Genomic DNA, 16989 nt, shown 5'->3' on the forward strand with positions numbered 1-16989 from the left:
TGTTTATAGAAATGCAGATTTTTAATTATGTAAAATCTTTTAGGGATGTTTGTTCACTCGGGCTCATCAATTACATATATAAGAGTACCAGTGATATATTATTATGTAAATAATGCTAATGTTTTATATTTTTTTCATAAAAATACCTTATTTTTTACTTATAGAGGTAGAAAATAACTAGTTTATCCATGGATTATATTGTTATATTTTAAATAAATTCGCTTTTTGTCGTCACCATCGTCTGATTGTCTCATGACAAAAAACGGCTTCACCTTCCCTTAGCAGGAGGGTGAAGCCGTTTCTATCTTAGGACTTTTTAGCTGCTGAACTGCGTAGTGACGATATCATCAAGCTTGACTTGGTCTTTCTTCAGCGTGCCGGACTGTACCAGATCATCAATCCACGGCTGGAGTAGGTCGGTTGGAAGACCTTTGTCGGTAAAGTAATAGTGGGTGGCATTTACCGGTTGTCCGATATATTCGGCAGTCAGCTTGACGGACTCGTCCGTATTGTGATTAATCCAGTCTTGAGCTTTCTTAATGGCATTTACGAAGCGTTGAACAGCCTCCGGGTTCTCCTGGATGAATTTGTCGGTAAAGTAATAAACGGAAGCGCCGGATGCAGCACCCAGCCCTGTATCTTGGGAGTCGGCGAGCAGGGTAAGCTTGGAATCATTGGCCAGCTTGTAGAAAGGCGGATGAATGCCAGCGATATCCAGATTGCCCTGCTGAACGGCTTGAATCGCAGCCGTATCCGACTCAAAGGCGACATATTGAATTTGACTAGGGTCCAAGCCCGCATTTCTAAAAATCTCATTAAAAATAAAGGTGCTGCAATTCGGAGCCGTACCGCTGACCGTGATTTTGGCTCCCTTCTTCGATTCAACGTACTCTTTCAATGTTTTTCCGGCAAATTTCTCACTCGTTACATACCGCATATGACGGAATTTAGGATCTACGCTATCCGGCGGGTCCACCTCGCCCAGAGTAACGGCCTTGACCTTGGCTCCGCCCGCCACATAAGTAGCTAATGCATTAGGCAATGTCCCGCCGATATCATTGGTTCCGTTCAGAATGGCCGGAAGCTTCTGCTCCGTTTTCAACTCACCTGTATATTTGATTTCAAGACCTTCCTCAGCGAAAAATCCTTTTTTCTCGGCGATGACCCAAGGTGTTGAGGAGCAATTCAATTTGGTATCGGTCTTAAGGGTGATTACCTTTTTGCCGGAGGAGGCCGCATTATAATTTGCATCCTTGAGATTGTTTAAGCCAGCGGCACCTTGAATCGAGTCCGATGTTCTTCCATAATAGCTTGCAATTCCGATCCCGGCGGCAACAACCACCGCCAAAGAACCGATAATAATGAAATTTTGCTTCTTCTTGTTTGCCATTACTTTTAACCCCCTGAAAATATTTTTAATGTTGAACCTCTAATGAATTTGAACAGCTTCCTTCCATACCAGAAAGTGCTTCTTCAACCTTCCAAATGCAAGATTGATAAGGATGGACAACACCGTAATATAAAGAATGATGCCGTACATCAGCGGAAGCTGATACTTGGTTGTGGCGCTGATATAATACCAGCCCAGTCCCGTGCTGGCCCCAATGACTTCCGAGGCGATAATCATGAAGAAGGATAATTGGGCCGCAATTTCAATGCCGATAAAGATATTGGGCAGCGCATACGGCAGGATGACCTTGAGAAAAAGCTCCCGTCTCGTCGCACCCATCGATCTCGCCGCACGTATAAGCGAATAGTCAACGGCTCTGGCGCCGGCCATCGTATTGAACAGCAGCGGCCACAGGGTCGCCCAGAAGACCACCGCCACTTTCTCGGCTGTGCCAATTCCGAAAAAAATCATAAATATAGGAATGATGGCAAATGGGTTCAATTTCTCGCACATCCGAAAGAAGGGCAGCAGTAGCTTCTCGGCAGATTGGAAGAATGTTCCGAGCAGAAAGCCTAACGGAAGGGCAACGATAATTGAAAGTGCGAAGCCCATACCCACTCTTCCCAGGCTAACTGCGGTCTGTTTGAACAAAACATCCGAAGTTGCCGCAGTCCATAGACCCTTAATAACCTCTGAAGGCGGGGAAATTACGCCCTTGGGCACCCATCCTGCTCCGATCTCCCAGAAAATGAAGAACAAGATAATCGGAATGCTTCCATAAGCAAATTTTCTTACATCTGACCAGAACGAGCTCATGTGTAAGCTACCTCACTGTCTATTAAGTCTTTTGATGCTAAACGGTCTGTTCCTCCGCTACCTCTTTCCAGTCCACGATGCTCTCTTCCAGAAAATCCAGAACGAAATTCAGCAGCGCTCCGACCGCAGCCACGATCAAGGCCCCGAGATAAATCCGTTCGATGAATCCCATACTTTGCGCATTGTGAATAAGCCAGCCCAGCCCTTTATCCGCCCCCATGCTCTCCGCGCCGATCAGCATAAAGAAGCTCATCGTGAGGCCTGTCCGCATACCGGTCATGATCGCCGGAAAAGCCGCCGGAAGCACCACCTTGAAAAAAATCTGAATGCGGCTGGCATTCATAGCTTTGGCTGCGCGGACAAGAAGCGGATCAACCTGGCTTATCCCGGCAATGGAAGTGAACAGAATCGGCCAAAAGGATGACCAGAAGATAACCGTATAGATTCCCCCTTCGCCTATGCCGATAATAATGACGAATACCGGAAAGAGAATATAAGGCGGAATCTGGGAAAGAAACAGGGTGAACGGTCTAATGAACCGGGCCAGCCATGGAAGCGCGCCAGCCAGGATAAATCCGAGAGGCAGAGCCAACAAGGTCGACATAAAGAACCCTACGAACACCCTTTTTAGACTTATTGCGATATACAGCAGAATATTTCCGATTCCCAAATCCGCGCCTACTTTTAGAACTCTGGAAAAGGGAGGGACGAAGACAGCGCTGACCCATCCAAGCCTGGGAGCAATCTCCCAAATGATGATGAGTAAAAAAAACAGATAGTAGCTTGTCAGCGCTTGATGAATCGACTTCAAAGTCTTAAGCATGTGATGATCAGTCCATTCTGATGGTAATAATTGATGTTCAAGTAAAATCCAACCCCCTGCTGCTTCCCCTCCTTCATCCGGTTAAGCCGACCTCTTTAAAAAGCAAAAGGCCGGCCCCACAACCTGTGTACAGGTCTGGGGTCCGGCCTCTGGCGATCCAGTCAGCTTCGACAAAATCCATACTTTCTTTATCGGAATTATTTAATTTACATCCTAATGGATTGCCTGCTGAACTGTCAATCATTCATCTTACACTGTCAACAAGCTGTAATAAATAAGATGCTTTTTCAGAAAAAAGAAACATTTTTCACAGACAAATGAAGCCGACTGTATGAATAACCGCTGCACCGCGTGCAGCTCCCAGCGCGCGGCGGGGCGATACGTGGTGGCAGTCAACCACACGCCTAAATCATTTCCCCCGCTTGTTGTGCCAGATCAATGCATGCAGCTGAGGGAGAACACGGGCGGCGTTCATCTCAGGATCGGCTATCACTTTCTCAAACAGCCACTCCAGCTTGTTCAGCAGACGCGCTGATATGTCGCCTTCTTCCGTAACGTTGTCATTCCCCGGCTGGAGAAAGAACGGAACATCGGGATAGCGGTGATGAACCTTGGCCGCATACTTGTAGTCTTCGTCATCAAAGACGACGACCTTCAAGCTGTGAGCGCCCTTCCCGCTTGTGCGAACACGCTCCATAATGCTGTCCAGCACCTCCCAATCGGTCGGCATCCCCGAACTTGGCGGCTTCGGACTGATCGTAAGCGCGTCCACCTTCAGGAACCAGTCCTGCCAGCGGCTTCCCTGGGTTTCAATCGCCGCCTTGATGCCGCGTTCATGAAGCAAGTCGATCAGCTCGGACAGCCCTTCGCCGATCAGCGCCGGATTGCCGCCGGAAATCGTCACACAGTCGAAACGGTCGCCTCCAAGCTCCGTCAGTCCGGACATAATCTCTTCCGCGTCCATCATGACCCGCTTGTCTTTCCCGCTGCCGTCCCAGGTAAAGGAGGAATCGCACCAGGAACAGTGGTAGTCGCAGCCATAGGTGCGGACGAACATCGTCTTGACGCCGATGACCGCCCCTTCTCCCTGTATCGTCGGTCCGAACATTTCGATTACCGGTATTTTCGCGCTCATAGGTCGCAGCCTCCATATAGCCGGTACGATGGGCCTTCTTCGGGGATATCTGCGGCTAAGACCTCAGCCCAAGCGGTCGGCGTCTCCCACAGTTTGATGGAATGTACGGGCAGGCCACTCATCTTCAGCGTATAGGCGATGTAGCTGGCCAGATTCTCGGCCGTCGTGCGGAAAGACAGCTCCGCCGTCTTCGAGCCGCTCACCTTAAGGCTCTCCAGAACGGGCTCGTCACCTTTAGCGAGAAAGGCATGGTCCAGCTTATCGACCACATGCTCCTTCACCAGCGCTTTAATGTCGCCGAAGTCGGTGACAAAGCCTTCGTCGGAACGTCCTTCCTCCGCGACCGGCTTGCCCTTCAGCACAACCTCCAGCTTATAGGTGTGTCCGTGGACGTTGGCGCATTTCCCTTTGTGCCCGACCAGTTGATGCGCCGCGTCGAACGAAAAGATTTTGCATACCGTAACTTCGCCCAGCATCAGCGGCCCACCGTCTTTCTAACCTCTTCATACTGCTTAAGGCCGCGGTTCCGCAGCTGGCAGGCCGGACATTCGCCGCAGCCGCTCCCTTTGATTCCGTTATAGCAGGTCAGCGTATGCTCGCGGATATATTCGAACTGACCGAGTTCGTCGGCGAGCTGCCAGGTTTCTTTTTTGTCCAGCCACATTAGCGGGGTGTGAATCACGAATTCGTAATCCATCGAGAGGTTGAGCGTAACATTCAAAGACTTCACAAACACGTCCCGGCAGTCCGGGTAACCGCTGAAATCCGTTTGGCATACGCCGGTAACGATATGATTATAGGATAACTGCTTTGCCAGAATCGCCGCGAATGACAGGAACAATAAATTCCGCCCGTCGACAAATGTGCTAGGAAGCTCCCCGTCCTCTCCCGCCGAAATCTCGATATCCCCGCGGGTTAGCGCATTCGGCGCAAGCTGGTTCAGTAGGCCGAGATCCAGAATATGCTGCTTCACATTGAAATGGGCGGCGATTTCCTTGGCGACTTCAATTTCCGCCGCATGCCGCTGATTATAGTTAAAAGTAACAACCTGAACTTCTTCAAACTGCTTCAGAGCCCATGCCAGGCACGTTGTGCTGTCTTGTCCGCCGCTGAAGACGACCAGCGCTTTTTTGTTCATGTTCGAATCTCTCCTTATCGGTTGTCGATTGTCTCCGGGTACAAATCATGATTCAGCAGCCGGTGCTCGGCCATTGCCTCATATTTGGTTCCCGGACGGCCATAGTTGCAGTAAGGATCGATGGAAATGCCGCCGCGCGGGGTGAACTTGCCCCATACCTCGATGTAGCGCGGGTCCATCAGCTTGATCAGATCGTTCATGATGATGTTGACGCAGTCTTCATGAAAATCGCCGTGATTACGGAAGCTGAACAGATACAGCTTGAGCGATTTGGACTCGACCATCTTGATCTCGGGAATATACGAAATATACAGGGTGGCAAAATCGGGCTGCCCGGTCACAGGACACAGGCTCGTAAATTCCGGACAGTTGAACTTTACAAAATAATCCCTGCCGGGATGCTTGTTATCGAACGTCTCCAGCACTTCGGGAGCATAGCCGAACTTGTACTGCGTCCCCTGGTTGCCCAGCAGCGTAACATCCGGCATTTCTTCTTTCAATCTTCCTTCGGACATAAAAAAATCCCTCTCTTTTCCTTCGGCATCCAAAGCCGGTATTCGGAAAGAAGAACGAGATTTCATCAAACCTGATCCATGTTAGACTAAGAACGTGAAAAATGGACATACCCATCTTCGGGCATATCGGATCTTAGTTTTTTATAGAGGGAGTTTGCGAACCTCTCCTGCGGTATTGCCGCAGATTTTCTTCTTCAATTATTATTCATGTGTTTAGAACTATATCACAGGAACTTCAGTTAGACAAGACATACGGTCCGCCGAGCAAAGGAATAACACCCCGCCAGACACCGGAAAATTGGAACACCTGTCCAAACCCGCCCGCGAGTCCACCAAAAATCGTATAGGAAACATTATGACATTCGATTGACAGACGGCCGCATGACGATATAATAGTTCTATGACTATTGAACAACTTGCCGCTTCTGACGAACAACGTGTGCGCATCTTCAAGGCTCTGGCCGATCCTACCCGTCTGCAGATCATTCGCACCCTAAAGGGCAGCCGTACTGAACTGAACTGCGGAGAGATCGGGGAACGCTGTGAAGCTTCCAAATCGAACGCCTCTTACCATTTCCGTACCCTGAGGGAGGCAGGGCTGATTCTTGTCCGAAAGGAAGCTCAGACCAAATACATACAGCTTCATTATGAGACATTCGACACTTATTTGCCCGGATTCCTGGATTCCCTGTGATCCGGTTTTTTATAGCTATGTTGTTCAATAGTTCTTTAACTAATGAAATAGGAGGCGTATTATGCAAAAATCAAGTTTGGCACTCTTCTTTCTGGTCATGTTCGCCATAGGCACGGATACCTTTCTGATCAGTCCTCTTCTTCCCATCCTTAGGCATGAGTTTCATGTATCTACGGCAAGCTCGGGCTGGATGGTCAGCGCTTATGCTTTAGGCTATGCCTTATTCGCCCTGGTGGCGGGACCGGTATCCGATCGGCTCAACCGTAAGCATGTGATGGTGTTCGGGATGGCCGCATTCTCTATTTCCACCGGCTTATGCGCCGCCGCTACTGGCTTCTGGAGCATGGTTCTATTCCGGTTTCTGGCCGGGGTCAGCGCTGCTGTTATATCCCCGCAAATCTGGGCGTCCATTCCAATCCTGCTTTCCAAGGACAAAATCTTGCAGGGAATGGGCATCGCGACCGCCGGTCTCTCCATTGCCCAAATGGTGGGTCTGCCGCTTGGCAGCTTTTTCGCGGCCCGTAATTGGTCTCTTCCTTTTATCATCCTCGGTTTGTTTTCTCTCCTGCTGACCTTGCTTCTCTTGTTCCTGCTGCCATCTCTTCCGCCGCGCAGCCCATCGGGAAACCGCCTTTCTCTCTTGAAGCCATACTTCGGGCTGCTCTCTTCCCGCATTGCGGTTACGGCCTTTGCCGCCTATTTTATTTTCCAGATCGGCAATTTTGCAGCCTTCTCCTTTCTCGGCTCCTGGCTCTCCGGCGCGTTTGGAATGAATGTGGCTCAAATCGGCCAAGTCATGCTGTATCTTGGTGTCGGCAACCTGCTTGGCAGCCTGTTCGGCAGCCGTCTTAGTACGCGATTTGGCCGCACAGCAACGCTGCTGCTGGGTATTGCGGTGAATAGTGTCATGTACCCGGTGCTCTCCCTGACACATAATCTTGCGGGCATCAAGGCGGAACTGCTTGTTATCTTCGGCATTACCGGAATTCTGTTCCCTATTATGATAAGCATCCTTCAATCGTTGACAGACACTGCACGCGGAACAGTCTCGGCCCTGACGAACGCCCTGATGTATCTCGGAACTACAATTGGAGCCGCCGCAGCCGGGGGAATTTATCAGACTTCAGGCGTCTTTATCGGTGTGACTCTGCTGACTTCCCTTTGTTTTATCATCTCCATCTTCCTGTTCCGAAAAAACGATGCTTACGGCAGTGTAGACAGATCTAACTTTTCAACTTCAACCATTGAGAATAAGCAATAACGAACCAAGGGCAAGGGCTCTCTGATGTTCGAATGAGCGTAAGACGGAAAAAAGCTACCGGGATCACAAATCCCTGCAGCTTTTTGCGGTATAGCCGGCTTTTCATGTCACGGGTGTTCTTCTGCTCGCGGCTCTTCCCCGATGATCTTGACTTCCGTTTCCAGTTCAATGCCGAATTTATCCTTTACTGTCTCTCTTACATGCTGAATTAGTCCGATATAATCGCTTGCCGTCGCGTTATCCGCATTAATGATGAACCCCGCATGCTTCTTCGATACTTCGGCTCCACCGATTCTTGTTCCCTGAAGTCCGCTTTCCTGAATCAGTTGACCCGCATATCGTCCCGGAGGACGTTTAAAGACACTGCCGCAAGAAGGGTATTCCAAAGGCTGCTTGGATTCCCGCATTTCGGTCAGCTTATCCATCGAAGCCTTGATTTCATCGTAGTTTCCGGGTTTTAAGGCGAACCGCGCTTCCAAAATAAGATACTCTCCGCTTGAGAAAACGCTGCTCCGGTACCCCCATTTCAGCGCATCGCCTTCCAGCCTCACTATCGCCCCGTTCTTGTCAACGACAAGCGCGCTTTGCAGCACATCCGCTACTTCCCCGCCGTATGCGCCGGCATTCATATAAAGGGCGCCTCCGACCGTGCCGGGAATGCCGCAGGCAAATTCCAGACCTGCCAGCTTGTGCTCTAAGGCAAAACGGGACGTCTCGATAATCTGCGCGCCGCACTGGGCGATGATCACATTATCCTCCACGCTGATCCCGCTTAATCTGGACGTGTGCAGGACGATACCGCGAACCCCTCCGTCTCTGATAATCACATTCGATCCATTTCCTAATATGGTAAGCGCAATGCCTTTTTCGGCAGCATATGTAACGATCGCTTGAATTTCTTCGTAAGTCGAGGGGGATGCCAAAATGTCGGCCCCGCCGCCCATTTGAGTGAAGACATGCGGTTTGAGCGATTCATGGCTTTTAATGATCCCATTTGGAACAAGCCTCTCCAGTTCTTCTTGAATTTTCCCGATATCCATGGGTCTGCTCCTTTATCTGTTTTGCATATGTCAGGCATCCCCAACTTTAACAACGAACAGGCTCCCTTGTCAATGACGGGAGCCCTATACACTTATTTAAGTTTGCGGGACGGAAAGACTCCTGCCCAATCAGGCCCCCGTCCCGCAGCAATTTTCCTTTACTCGCACGATCCGCCGGGGTTATTTGTTCAGATGATACGGCACCGTTGCAACGACGATATCCTTATTGTTCATCAGATAAGTCCGGATAAAGACGCTCGTCTGATTATGCAGGATGGCCTGCCACCAGTGCTTGGTGATAAATTGCGGGATCAGAACGGTAATATGGTCCGTCTCAGCGGTCTTCCATTCTACCGTATCGATAAATTTGACCAGCGGGCGTAAGACACTGCGGTACCGTGAACGAAGCACGATAAGACGCACTCCGGGGTCCCATTCCTCCCATTTCTGTTCCATCTTGCGAATCTCTTCCTCGTCAAAGCCGATGTATACGGCAACCACATTGTCCGTTAGCGATTTCGCATAGCTGATTGAATTAAGCACCGCCCGGGTTACAGCGGATACCGGAATAACGATCGTACTTCCCTTGATCACCGGCTTATCCTTATCGAGCTGAATCCGAAGCTCATCGGCCGTATTCATAAAATGTCGGTGAATGCGTAAGAAGATGAGCATCACGATCGGAAGGAAAATAAAGGCTACCCATACGTTCGCGAATTTGGTGATGATAAAAATGAGCGTAATGGTAAGAGTTGTAAGCATACCAACCGTATTTACGGCAAATTTGCCTTGCCAGCCGGCCGGCTTCAGCTTAAACCAGCGCACCATCATACCGAGCTGGGACAGAGTGAAAGGGATAAATACGCCGACGGCATAAAGCGGAATCAGATTTCCGGTTTCACCGTGAAATGCCGCCACAAGCAGCGACGAAGCCACTCCGAGGAAAATGATACCGTTCGAGAAGCCGAGACGGTCGCCCCGGACCATAAAAGCATGCGGCAAATATTTATCTTTCGCCAGCATGAACGACAGCAGCGGGAAGGCCGAGTAAGCCGTATTGGCGGCCAGGAACAGGATTACCGCCGTTATCGCTTGAATGCCGTAATAGAGAAATCCCCGCCCGAATGTCGATTCGGCAATTTGCGAAACTACCGTTTCTTTTGTACTCGGGGTAATCCCGTACCAGTATGCCAGCAGCGTAATGCCGGTGAACATGAATCCTAGAATGAGTCCCATCATCATCAGTGTCTTGGCGGCATTCTTCTCCGCAGGAGCCTTAAAGTTCGGGATCGCATTGGATACAGCCTCGACCCCGGTCAGGGCCGAACAGCCGGAGCTGAAAGCCTTAAGAAGCAGAAATAGACTGACATTGGATACGGCGGAGCCGATTTCAGGAACAGCGGCATGACCGCCGCCGATCGCGTATTTGATCAGTCCGGAAACGATCAGAACCACAATGGACAAGACGAACAAATAGACCGGGATGGCAATGAAGGATGCCGATTCGGTAACGCCGCGGAGGTTAATTATGGTCAGTATGATAATTACCGTAACCGCAATTGCCACTGAATGTTCGTGAAGACTTGGAAATGCCGAGGTGATCGCATCCGTTCCGGCCGAAGCGCTTACGGCAACCGTTAGAATGTAGTCCACAAGCAGGGAACCGCCGGCCAACAGTCCTGTGGAAACGCCGAGATTATCCTTGGCAACAATATAGGCGCCTCCTCCATGAGGATAAGAAAATATCGTCTGCCGGTAAGATAAAATCAGAATCGCCAGCAATCCCAATACAGCGAGTGCAATTGGCAAAGAGTACCAGATGGCTGTGAAACCGGCAGCTACCAGCACGATCAAAATCTGCTCTGTTCCGTAAGCGACGGACGAAAGGGCATCTGACGATAGAACGGCAAGTGCCTTCAGCTTGGATAGCTTTTCCTGGTCGAGTTCGGTTGATTTTCTGGGACGACCGATTAATAGTCGTTTTACTCTGCTTACCATTTTGGATACATTTCCTCTCTTTGGTGAGTTGAAACGGTAGTACCGCGCGCCGTTTTCAGTCGTGGATTTTCAAAAAAAAGGGCACAAAAATAAGCATGCGGAAATGACCGCATGCTTATGCATGATCATTATCCCACTGTAGCTTACGAGGTTAGCTGGCGGATTCGGACTGTGGAAGCCCTACGGGCCGCATTGACTTAACCGGCACCGATTCACCCCGTCGACCATAGCGGTCAGGTTGGTTCCCCCGTTTTTCCTAACTGGAAAATTCAGCGCATATTCAACTTCTCACAAGGTCTAATATTAGTCCATAAAGCGAGAGCCGTAAACAGTGAAAATAATGAAAAAGGAATGAAAAATCGACTAATTCACGCAAATTTCAATCATGATAGGTTCATGTCGTTTATTCTCTTGTATTATCCCTTCAGCGCGGGTTTTTATGCCAATTATATGAATAAACTTCTATTCTAATCAATGAAACCGTCGCCTGATTCTTCGGAATTCTCCTCTGCGCTCTCTCTGCCGTTCCACAGCAATACAAAAATAAGAACAAAAGCCGTTAGCGCCAGCAGCGGAATGGTGATGAAACCGAAAAAATTCAAATAATCCTTCGTGCAAGGAACACCGATGGTACAAGGAACCACTGTCCCCAGCGCCGGAATTTTCTGTTCCGCATAATGATACAATGAGATGCTTCCGCCTATCACGCAAAGCGGTAGCACATACGGAATGATCCGCTTATCATTTCGATAGGTAGCGATGCCCAGAAGAAAAACTTGAGGGTACATAAAAATCCGCTGGAACCAGCACAGCTTGCAGGGTTCGTATTTTAACACTTCGCTCAGGTAAAGGCTGCCTGCTACGGCAATCAAAGATACAAACCAGGCCAGATAGAGACAATGCCGCCTTAAAAAAATGGAAAATGCGCTCATTCCGCCTCAGCCGCCTTAGCTGCTTTTGCCGCTGACTCAATTTCTGCCGAAATCGCTGAAATGTTGAGAGGATCACTCGCCTTAATCCCGTTAATAAACAGCGACGGTGTGCTTTTCACATTATTGGTTTTTGCAATTGCATTATCCCTTTCTAACTCGCCTGAATACGTGCGATTTTGAATATCTTTGCGCAGCAGATTGTAATCAATCGGGAGCTTTTCATTTTGCGCTAGCCTTACCAGGAAATCCTCAGTTGCCCACTCGGCATTCTCATCACCCTGGTTCGCATAGAGGGCATCGTAATAGGTCCAGAACGCTTCGCTATTCTGATGATAAACAGACAGCGCGGCAAGTGAAGCCGTCTCGGAATCAGGCCCGATGAAGGACATATTGACAAAATAAAGCGCCACCTTGCCAGTCTCGATATACTCTTGCACAAGCAGCGGTTTGATGCCGACGGAGAACCGGGCACAGGCCGGACATTTGAAATCGCCGAACTCTACCAGCTTAATCGGCGCATCCGCCTTGCCAAGTCTGGGAAGTTCATCGTAATTAAAGGATGCCGGACTGCCGGAGTCTCCCGGATTGCCCGTATTTTTGTAAGCCATTACGAACAGGCCGGCAAAAATAACAACCGTGAGCAGGATCGTTCCGATTAATAAAATACGCGTCTTCTTCTTCTGCCGCTCCAGCTCGGCCTGGCGTCTTTCCTGTTTGTTCTGGATTGAGGAGCTTGTCCCGTTTTTCTTCGATTTGCTCAAGGGTGGAATTTCCTTTCTGTCCTAATGGACCCGAAAAATGAAATGATTGTAAGTTTAAAAGAGGGTACCCCTATAGCCAACGCTTTAGAGAGGTACCCTTGATATGATTCAAGAACTATGAATCTTGCTTTCAGGCTCCCGCTTCTTCCGCCAGCGGCTCCATTTTCAGAAGCTTAATGCGGGAGATGCGCTTGTTATCCGTCTCCTCGATGATGAACAGATGGCTTCCGTACTCGACGAATTGCCCTTTATGCGGGGGACTGGCCTCCAGTCTGGAATACAACCAGCCGCCAATCGTGTCGTAATCTTCCGTTTCCAACTGCATTTTGAATCGACTGTTCACCTCTTCAATAAGCAGCAGGCCGTCGAGAGAGTATTCCTCCTCGCCATTCTTCTCGATTTCCGGGCGCTCCTGATCGAATTCGTCCTGGATTTCCCCGACGATCTCTTCCATAATGTCCTCAAGGGTGACGAGGCCTGAAGTTCCTCCGTATTCATCAATCAGAATCGCGATTTGCGTCTTCGCTTTTTGCATCGTTTTCAGCAAGGCGCTAATTTGAATCGACTCGGGCACCGTAAGAATCGGCCGGATCAGTTCGTGAAGGTCCACCGTATTTTCCCGGATCAAATCCTTCATATGAATGAATCCGATAATATGGTCCTTATCGCTCTCGCATACCGGATAACGTGTCCGCATGCCTTCAAAAGCGATTTGTAAATTTTCCTGGACGGATGATTGAATGTTGAGACAGATCATTTCCGTCCGTGGAATCATGATTTCCCTGGCCGTGGTGTCCGCAAATCCGAAAATATTGTCCACCAGGGCCATTTCGGTATTATCGATCAGTCCGCTCTTGTTACTCTCCTGCATAATAATCCGGATCTCTTCCTCTGTATGCGCAGTCCCCATCTCGGAAACAGGCGCAAGCTTGAATATTCGCAATATTCCCTGCGCAAGCCCATTCACCGCCCAAATAATGGGATACATCAGCTTGTAAAAGGCGCCGATCAGTCCCGCCGTCATCAGCAGCACCGTCTCGGCCTTGTTAACCGCGATCGACTTCGGAGCCAGTTCGCCAAGCACAATGTGAAGCACGGTGATAAATAAAAAGGCAAGGATAACAGAACATACATGCACCGCCGCACTGCCCAGTCCGATTCCGGACAAAAGCGGTGACAGCAGCGCCGCGATGACAGGCTCTCCGAGCCAGCCCAGAGCCAGCGAAGCCAGGGTGATGCCAAGCTGGCAAGCCGAGAGGTATGCGTCCATATTACGGATGACGCCCTGCGCCGATAGCGCTCTTTTGCTGCCTTCCTCAGCCAGGGAATCGACCCGCCCTCCGCGCGCTTTCACCATCGCGTACTCCACAGAGACGAAAAATCCGTTTAACAGCACCAAAAGAATAATCAGACCAACTCTCAATAAACCGGGTAAAGGGTCGCTCAAATTTTACTCCTACCCGTCGTTTTTGTCAGGCCGGCGGGTAGGCCCACCTCCTTCGTTTTATCCAAATATTGACGTCCAACTTGGCAGCCATTCCTTTCGCTACATATTTCCCAATAGACTCAGCTCCTTGCTTATTCCGGGTATAAAGATATTCATTATTATATAAATATATCCGGCATTCCCGCAAGCATGCGTCTTCCTTTCAAAAACAGGCGGATTAAAGCCCTGTCCGGTTTGCCTAGGGGTTTCTCGCGGAATAAAAAAAGTCCCGCGCCGTTAGGCCGGGACCGGATTAGCTCTATTAACGGGTAACCGGGGGAGCGCCGATGACGCCCGGGTACTGGTACACAAGGGGCTGGTCAAAGGTTGCATAATCCAGATTGACCATTAGCAGGATCGTGCGTTGGCCGGTGGTCGGATCACTGATGATGATGTGGTCGCGTCCAGCAGCCTCCAGTACGCCTTTGAAGACTTTGGCGTTCCATTCGCTGTTATTCTCGTAGGTCATATAGAACGTGCCGACCTTGCCGAGGTTAAGCCGCAGGATATTCTCGATGTAGGATTGCTCGAAAGCGGGCAGCGCCCCCGAGACAACAGCACCTGTGGGCGTCATCGCACCTCCGCTTGCTACCTGCGGGGGGACGCTTCCGGTTGTCGGCATTCCGGAAGAAGACATGCTTCCGTATGTGTAAGTAACGGGACGATAGGGCTGCATAATCATGACATAACCTCCTTATAATAGATGAATCTTCTTTAGTAAACGGCTGGACAATCCCCTTGGGTGGGCCGAAAAAAGCAATGAGCTTTGAAACGGCCGGTATTCTCTTGATTAAACCAGGTGGCCGGGCATTCGCCGACGGGACGGAAAAACCAGAGGGCGTTGGAGGCCGGGCGAGTTCTTTCACCTCCGATGGCGCGTCTGGCAAGGCGAATATCCCTTTCCCTCGCACGCTGGTAGAAATAGCCTTTGGTCGGTGCTTCAAACCCGCCCGGACTCTGAAATACCATATCGTCGATCGACCGGATGTTTCTAAAATCCAGACAGTTCCCCAGTATCCGGTTGACTCCGACATTACCCACCATCAGCATGCCGAGATCTCCGTCCTCCTCCGCTTCCGCCCGCATTAACCGGGCCAGAACTTTCTCGTCTTCCGAATTTGCCTTGATGACGGCCACGCGCTTTCCTCCTTCAATTGCCACTTGAGAGGCAGTCGTTCTTTATTGCACGATGTATTGTATGTGCGAACGCCCAAGTGGTGACTTTACCCTGCCATTTTTTTGGAGGAACTTGTGCTCTGGCCGTATTCAAGGCTCGTAAACCATCTTCCGGGTCATTCCTCCGTCAACGACGAGCTGCGCGCCGGTAACGAACCGGTTGTCCGGGGAAGTCAGATACAGACAGGCCTTGGCAATATCCCCGGGAACTCCCACACGGCCCGCCGGATGCTGGGAATGATCAATCTCCCTAAGAATGCTGTAATCTCCCGTCTCGATCCATCCAGGCAGGATGCTGTTAACGGTAATGCCGTCCTTGCCGAGTGTAATGGCCATCGCATGCGTAAGTGAAGATATAGCTCCTTTAGAAGCGGCATAGGCTTCGGTATCGGGTTCCGACATCAGAGCGCGGGTAGAGGATACATTTACAACCGCACCCCCATTCGGATTGTTCCGCATGATTTTGGCCGCTTCGCGCGTCATCAGAAAGCAGCCGCGGGCATTCGTATTCATCACTTTATCCCATTCCGCAGCGGACAGCTCGTAAAATTTCGCCGAATGAGCGTTGGCTATAACCTGCATTATTAATTAAAATATCGATCGTTCCAAAGGCTTGTACCGTCTGATCGGCCAGTGAGATAATGTCCTCCTCCCGGCTTACATCGCAGTAAATGAAGAGAGCCTTTCCCCCTTCCCGCCGAATGTCCTCCGCCGTTCTCTCACCCTGCTCTTTGTCAAGCTCCGCAATGATTACCTGCGCTCCTTCAGCGGCATATGCTCTAGCAATCTCCTTGCCGATTCCCCGGCCTGCTCCGGTTACAATAACGGTCAAATTTTCAAAATTCATAATTGCCCACTCCATTCTTCATTTATGCCTATAAATGTAATATATCCCCTGTATCCGCATAAGGGAAACAGAGGATATTGAGAATAAACCTGCTCTGCTTAAAAATGTTTGAACCTAACGTTCTTCCATAAAGGAATAATGGGGTTCCCGCTTGAAACCATGATACCTGGTGCCTTGAAAGGTTAGGCGCCCCCGGTCCCGCTCGGCGCTGACGCCGTATTCGTTCCCGTTAACCTTGAACTCCACCCGCTCTCCGTCTGCCAGCTCAAAGGTCAAATAGTGGATCATCACCGCACGGGCGATGTTACCGTCATCCTGAGGCTTTTGTCTGATCTCGCTGCGCTTAGCCACTATGCGGGCAGGAACGGTAAGCACAGGCAGACGGCTGTTCCTGAACCATCCAAGCAGTCCTTTCCCGGCTGACAAGGCGATTATGCCTGCCATCACGACGACAAAGATCGGCAATACCGTGCCCGCAAAATCAAACATCCAGGATGGGTCCGGTCCCAAATTCATAGCGATTCCTCCTCGCCTCCCGTATTTCGCCCGCAAGTCAACCGGCCAACCCGGGCATCCCTACATTATATGCTTTTACTTTTGCGGCATACTTACTGCTTAAGACATATACGCATACAACGAGGATTTTAATCCAAACTAAAAAGACCGCACGCTCTCCCGGATTTCAGGAAAACTTGCGGTCTTAAACCTTGGGTCCAATGATTAGATTATGCATGCACCAGGTTCAAGAAGTTTTTGGTTTCATCTTCTTGCTCCGGAATCATGCCGTTCTCAGCCCAACAGGCTCTGCATTGTTCTTCAGTCTGGCATTGGTGGGCATCTTCACAGGTGTAGCACAGCTGCAGCAGGTTTTTGGTTACAAAATCCGTTTCAAATGTTTTCATTATAATCTCTCCTGTCGATTGTTTAGTTTGTGAAAAAAAGAACTTGTTCTCTATGTGTTAAATATATCACAGGGG

18 protein-coding genes, 1 pseudogene and 2 riboswitches are annotated in these 16989 nt (G+C 49.9%); of the genes and pseudogenes, 2 read left to right on the top strand and 17 right to left on the bottom strand.

The features are described 5' to 3' along the window. Positions 1 to 316 precede the first annotated feature (316 nt). The 7 genes from VK70_RS10605 to queF form a co-directional block, all read right to left on the bottom strand. Positions 317 to 1390: an ABC transporter substrate-binding protein gene (locus VK70_RS10605; RefSeq protein WP_025698648.1), complete on the bottom strand. Its 1074-nt coding sequence runs from the start codon at positions 1388 to 1390 to the stop codon at positions 317 to 319. A 39-nt stretch (positions 1391 to 1429) separates the two neighbouring features. Beyond that, positions 1430 to 2206, bottom strand: a complete 777-nt coding sequence (locus VK70_RS10610; RefSeq protein WP_025698646.1) for an ABC transporter permease — start codon at positions 2204 to 2206, stop codon at positions 1430 to 1432. A 37-nt stretch (positions 2207 to 2243) separates the two neighbouring features. Continuing rightward, a complete protein-coding gene (locus VK70_RS10615) occupies positions 2244 to 3029 on the bottom strand; it encodes an ABC transporter permease (protein WP_025698643.1) in 786 nt (261 codons plus the stop codon). 409 nt (positions 3030 to 3438) lie between these two features. Next, entirely contained in the window at positions 3439 to 4164 is a 726-nt protein-coding gene (queE, locus tag VK70_RS10620) for a 7-carboxy-7-deazaguanine synthase QueE (RefSeq protein WP_025698641.1), read from the bottom strand. Further along, positions 4161 to 4640 carry a 6-carboxytetrahydropterin synthase QueD gene (gene queD / locus VK70_RS10625; RefSeq protein WP_025698639.1) on the bottom strand — a complete coding sequence of 160 codons (480 nt, stop codon included), beginning with the start codon at positions 4638 to 4640 and terminating at the stop codon, positions 4161 to 4163. Before queD ends, queE begins: the two co-directional genes overlap by 4 nt. After that, the gene (gene queC / locus VK70_RS10630; protein WP_025698637.1) at positions 4640 to 5302 is read right to left on the bottom strand and encodes a 7-cyano-7-deazaguanine synthase QueC; all 663 of its coding nucleotides are present in this window, start codon (positions 5300 to 5302) and stop codon (positions 4640 to 4642) included. Before queC ends, queD begins: the two co-directional genes overlap by 1 nt. 14 nt (positions 5303 to 5316) lie before the next feature. Then, positions 5317 to 5817 (bottom strand): preQ(1) synthase, encoded by a 501-nt coding sequence (gene queF / locus VK70_RS10635; RefSeq protein ID WP_025335111.1) that lies wholly within the window; start codon positions 5815 to 5817, stop codon positions 5317 to 5319. Between the two features lie 132 nt (positions 5818 to 5949). Further along, a riboswitch (PreQ1 riboswitch) is annotated at positions 5950 to 5988 on the bottom strand. A gap of 229 nt (positions 5989 to 6217) precedes the next feature. Between queF and VK70_RS10640 the strand changes: the two genes are divergently transcribed. After that, entirely contained in the window at positions 6218 to 6511 is a 294-nt protein-coding gene (locus tag VK70_RS10640) for an ArsR/SmtB family transcription factor (RefSeq protein WP_025698635.1), read from the top strand. 61 nt (positions 6512 to 6572) lie between these two features. Then, complete coding sequence (locus tag VK70_RS10645) at positions 6573 to 7772, top strand: MFS transporter (protein ID WP_046723258.1); 1200 nt, start codon at positions 6573 to 6575, stop codon at positions 7770 to 7772. Between the two features lie 107 nt (positions 7773 to 7879). Here the strand turns inward: VK70_RS10645 and murB are convergent, their stop codons facing one another. The 10 genes and pseudogenes from murB to VK70_RS28535 all read right to left on the bottom strand — a co-directional run bounded on the left by murB (position 7880) and on the right by VK70_RS28535 (position 16914). After that, the gene (gene murB / locus VK70_RS10650; protein WP_025698631.1) at positions 7880 to 8812 is read right to left on the bottom strand and encodes a UDP-N-acetylmuramate dehydrogenase; all 933 of its coding nucleotides are present in this window, start codon (positions 8810 to 8812) and stop codon (positions 7880 to 7882) included. A 180-nt stretch (positions 8813 to 8992) separates the two neighbouring features. Continuing rightward, positions 8993 to 10810 carry an APC family permease gene (locus VK70_RS10655; protein WP_046723259.1) on the bottom strand — a complete coding sequence of 606 codons (1818 nt, stop codon included), beginning with the start codon at positions 10808 to 10810 and terminating at the stop codon, positions 8993 to 8995. 125 nt (positions 10811 to 10935) lie between these two features. Then, a riboswitch (cyclic di-AMP (ydaO/yuaA leader) is annotated at positions 10936 to 11095 on the bottom strand. A gap of 182 nt (positions 11096 to 11277) precedes the next feature. After that, positions 11278 to 11742 carry a disulfide oxidoreductase gene (locus VK70_RS10660; protein ID WP_025699936.1) on the bottom strand — a complete coding sequence of 155 codons (465 nt, stop codon included), beginning with the start codon at positions 11740 to 11742 and terminating at the stop codon, positions 11278 to 11280. After that, positions 11739 to 12503, bottom strand: coding sequence for a DsbA family protein (locus tag VK70_RS10665; protein WP_025699934.1), 765 nt, complete (start codon positions 12501 to 12503; stop codon positions 11739 to 11741). Before VK70_RS10665 ends, VK70_RS10660 begins: the two co-directional genes overlap by 4 nt. Positions 12504 to 12633: 130 nt before the next feature. Beyond that, positions 12634 to 13950: a hemolysin family protein gene (locus tag VK70_RS10670; protein ID WP_025699932.1), complete on the bottom strand. Its 1317-nt coding sequence runs from the start codon at positions 13948 to 13950 to the stop codon at positions 12634 to 12636. A gap of 301 nt (positions 13951 to 14251) precedes the next feature. After that, positions 14252 to 14626, bottom strand: a complete 375-nt coding sequence (gene gerQ, locus VK70_RS10675; protein WP_233277843.1) for a spore coat protein GerQ — start codon at positions 14624 to 14626, stop codon at positions 14252 to 14254. A gap of 77 nt (positions 14627 to 14703) precedes the next feature. Beyond that, positions 14704 to 15126 carry a cell wall hydrolase gene (locus tag VK70_RS10680; RefSeq protein WP_025699928.1) on the bottom strand — a complete coding sequence of 141 codons (423 nt, stop codon included), beginning with the start codon at positions 15124 to 15126 and terminating at the stop codon, positions 14704 to 14706. A gap of 129 nt (positions 15127 to 15255) precedes the next feature. Next, positions 15256 to 16012 (bottom strand): annotated as a pseudogene (locus tag VK70_RS10685) (SDR family NAD(P)-dependent oxidoreductase). Between the two features lie 114 nt (positions 16013 to 16126). Then, positions 16127 to 16528 (bottom strand): DUF2500 domain-containing protein, encoded by a 402-nt coding sequence (locus VK70_RS10690; RefSeq protein WP_081755019.1) that lies wholly within the window; start codon positions 16526 to 16528, stop codon positions 16127 to 16129. A 209-nt stretch (positions 16529 to 16737) separates the two neighbouring features. Next, positions 16738 to 16914 (bottom strand): hypothetical protein, encoded by a 177-nt coding sequence (locus tag VK70_RS28535; protein WP_169733350.1) that lies wholly within the window; start codon positions 16912 to 16914, stop codon positions 16738 to 16740. Positions 16915 to 16989: the final 75 nt, after the last annotated feature.

It is taken from the genome of Paenibacillus durus ATCC 35681 (assembly GCF_000993825.1).
Classification (GTDB): Bacteria; Bacillota; Bacilli; order Paenibacillales; family Paenibacillaceae; genus Paenibacillus_AQ; species Paenibacillus_AQ durus_B.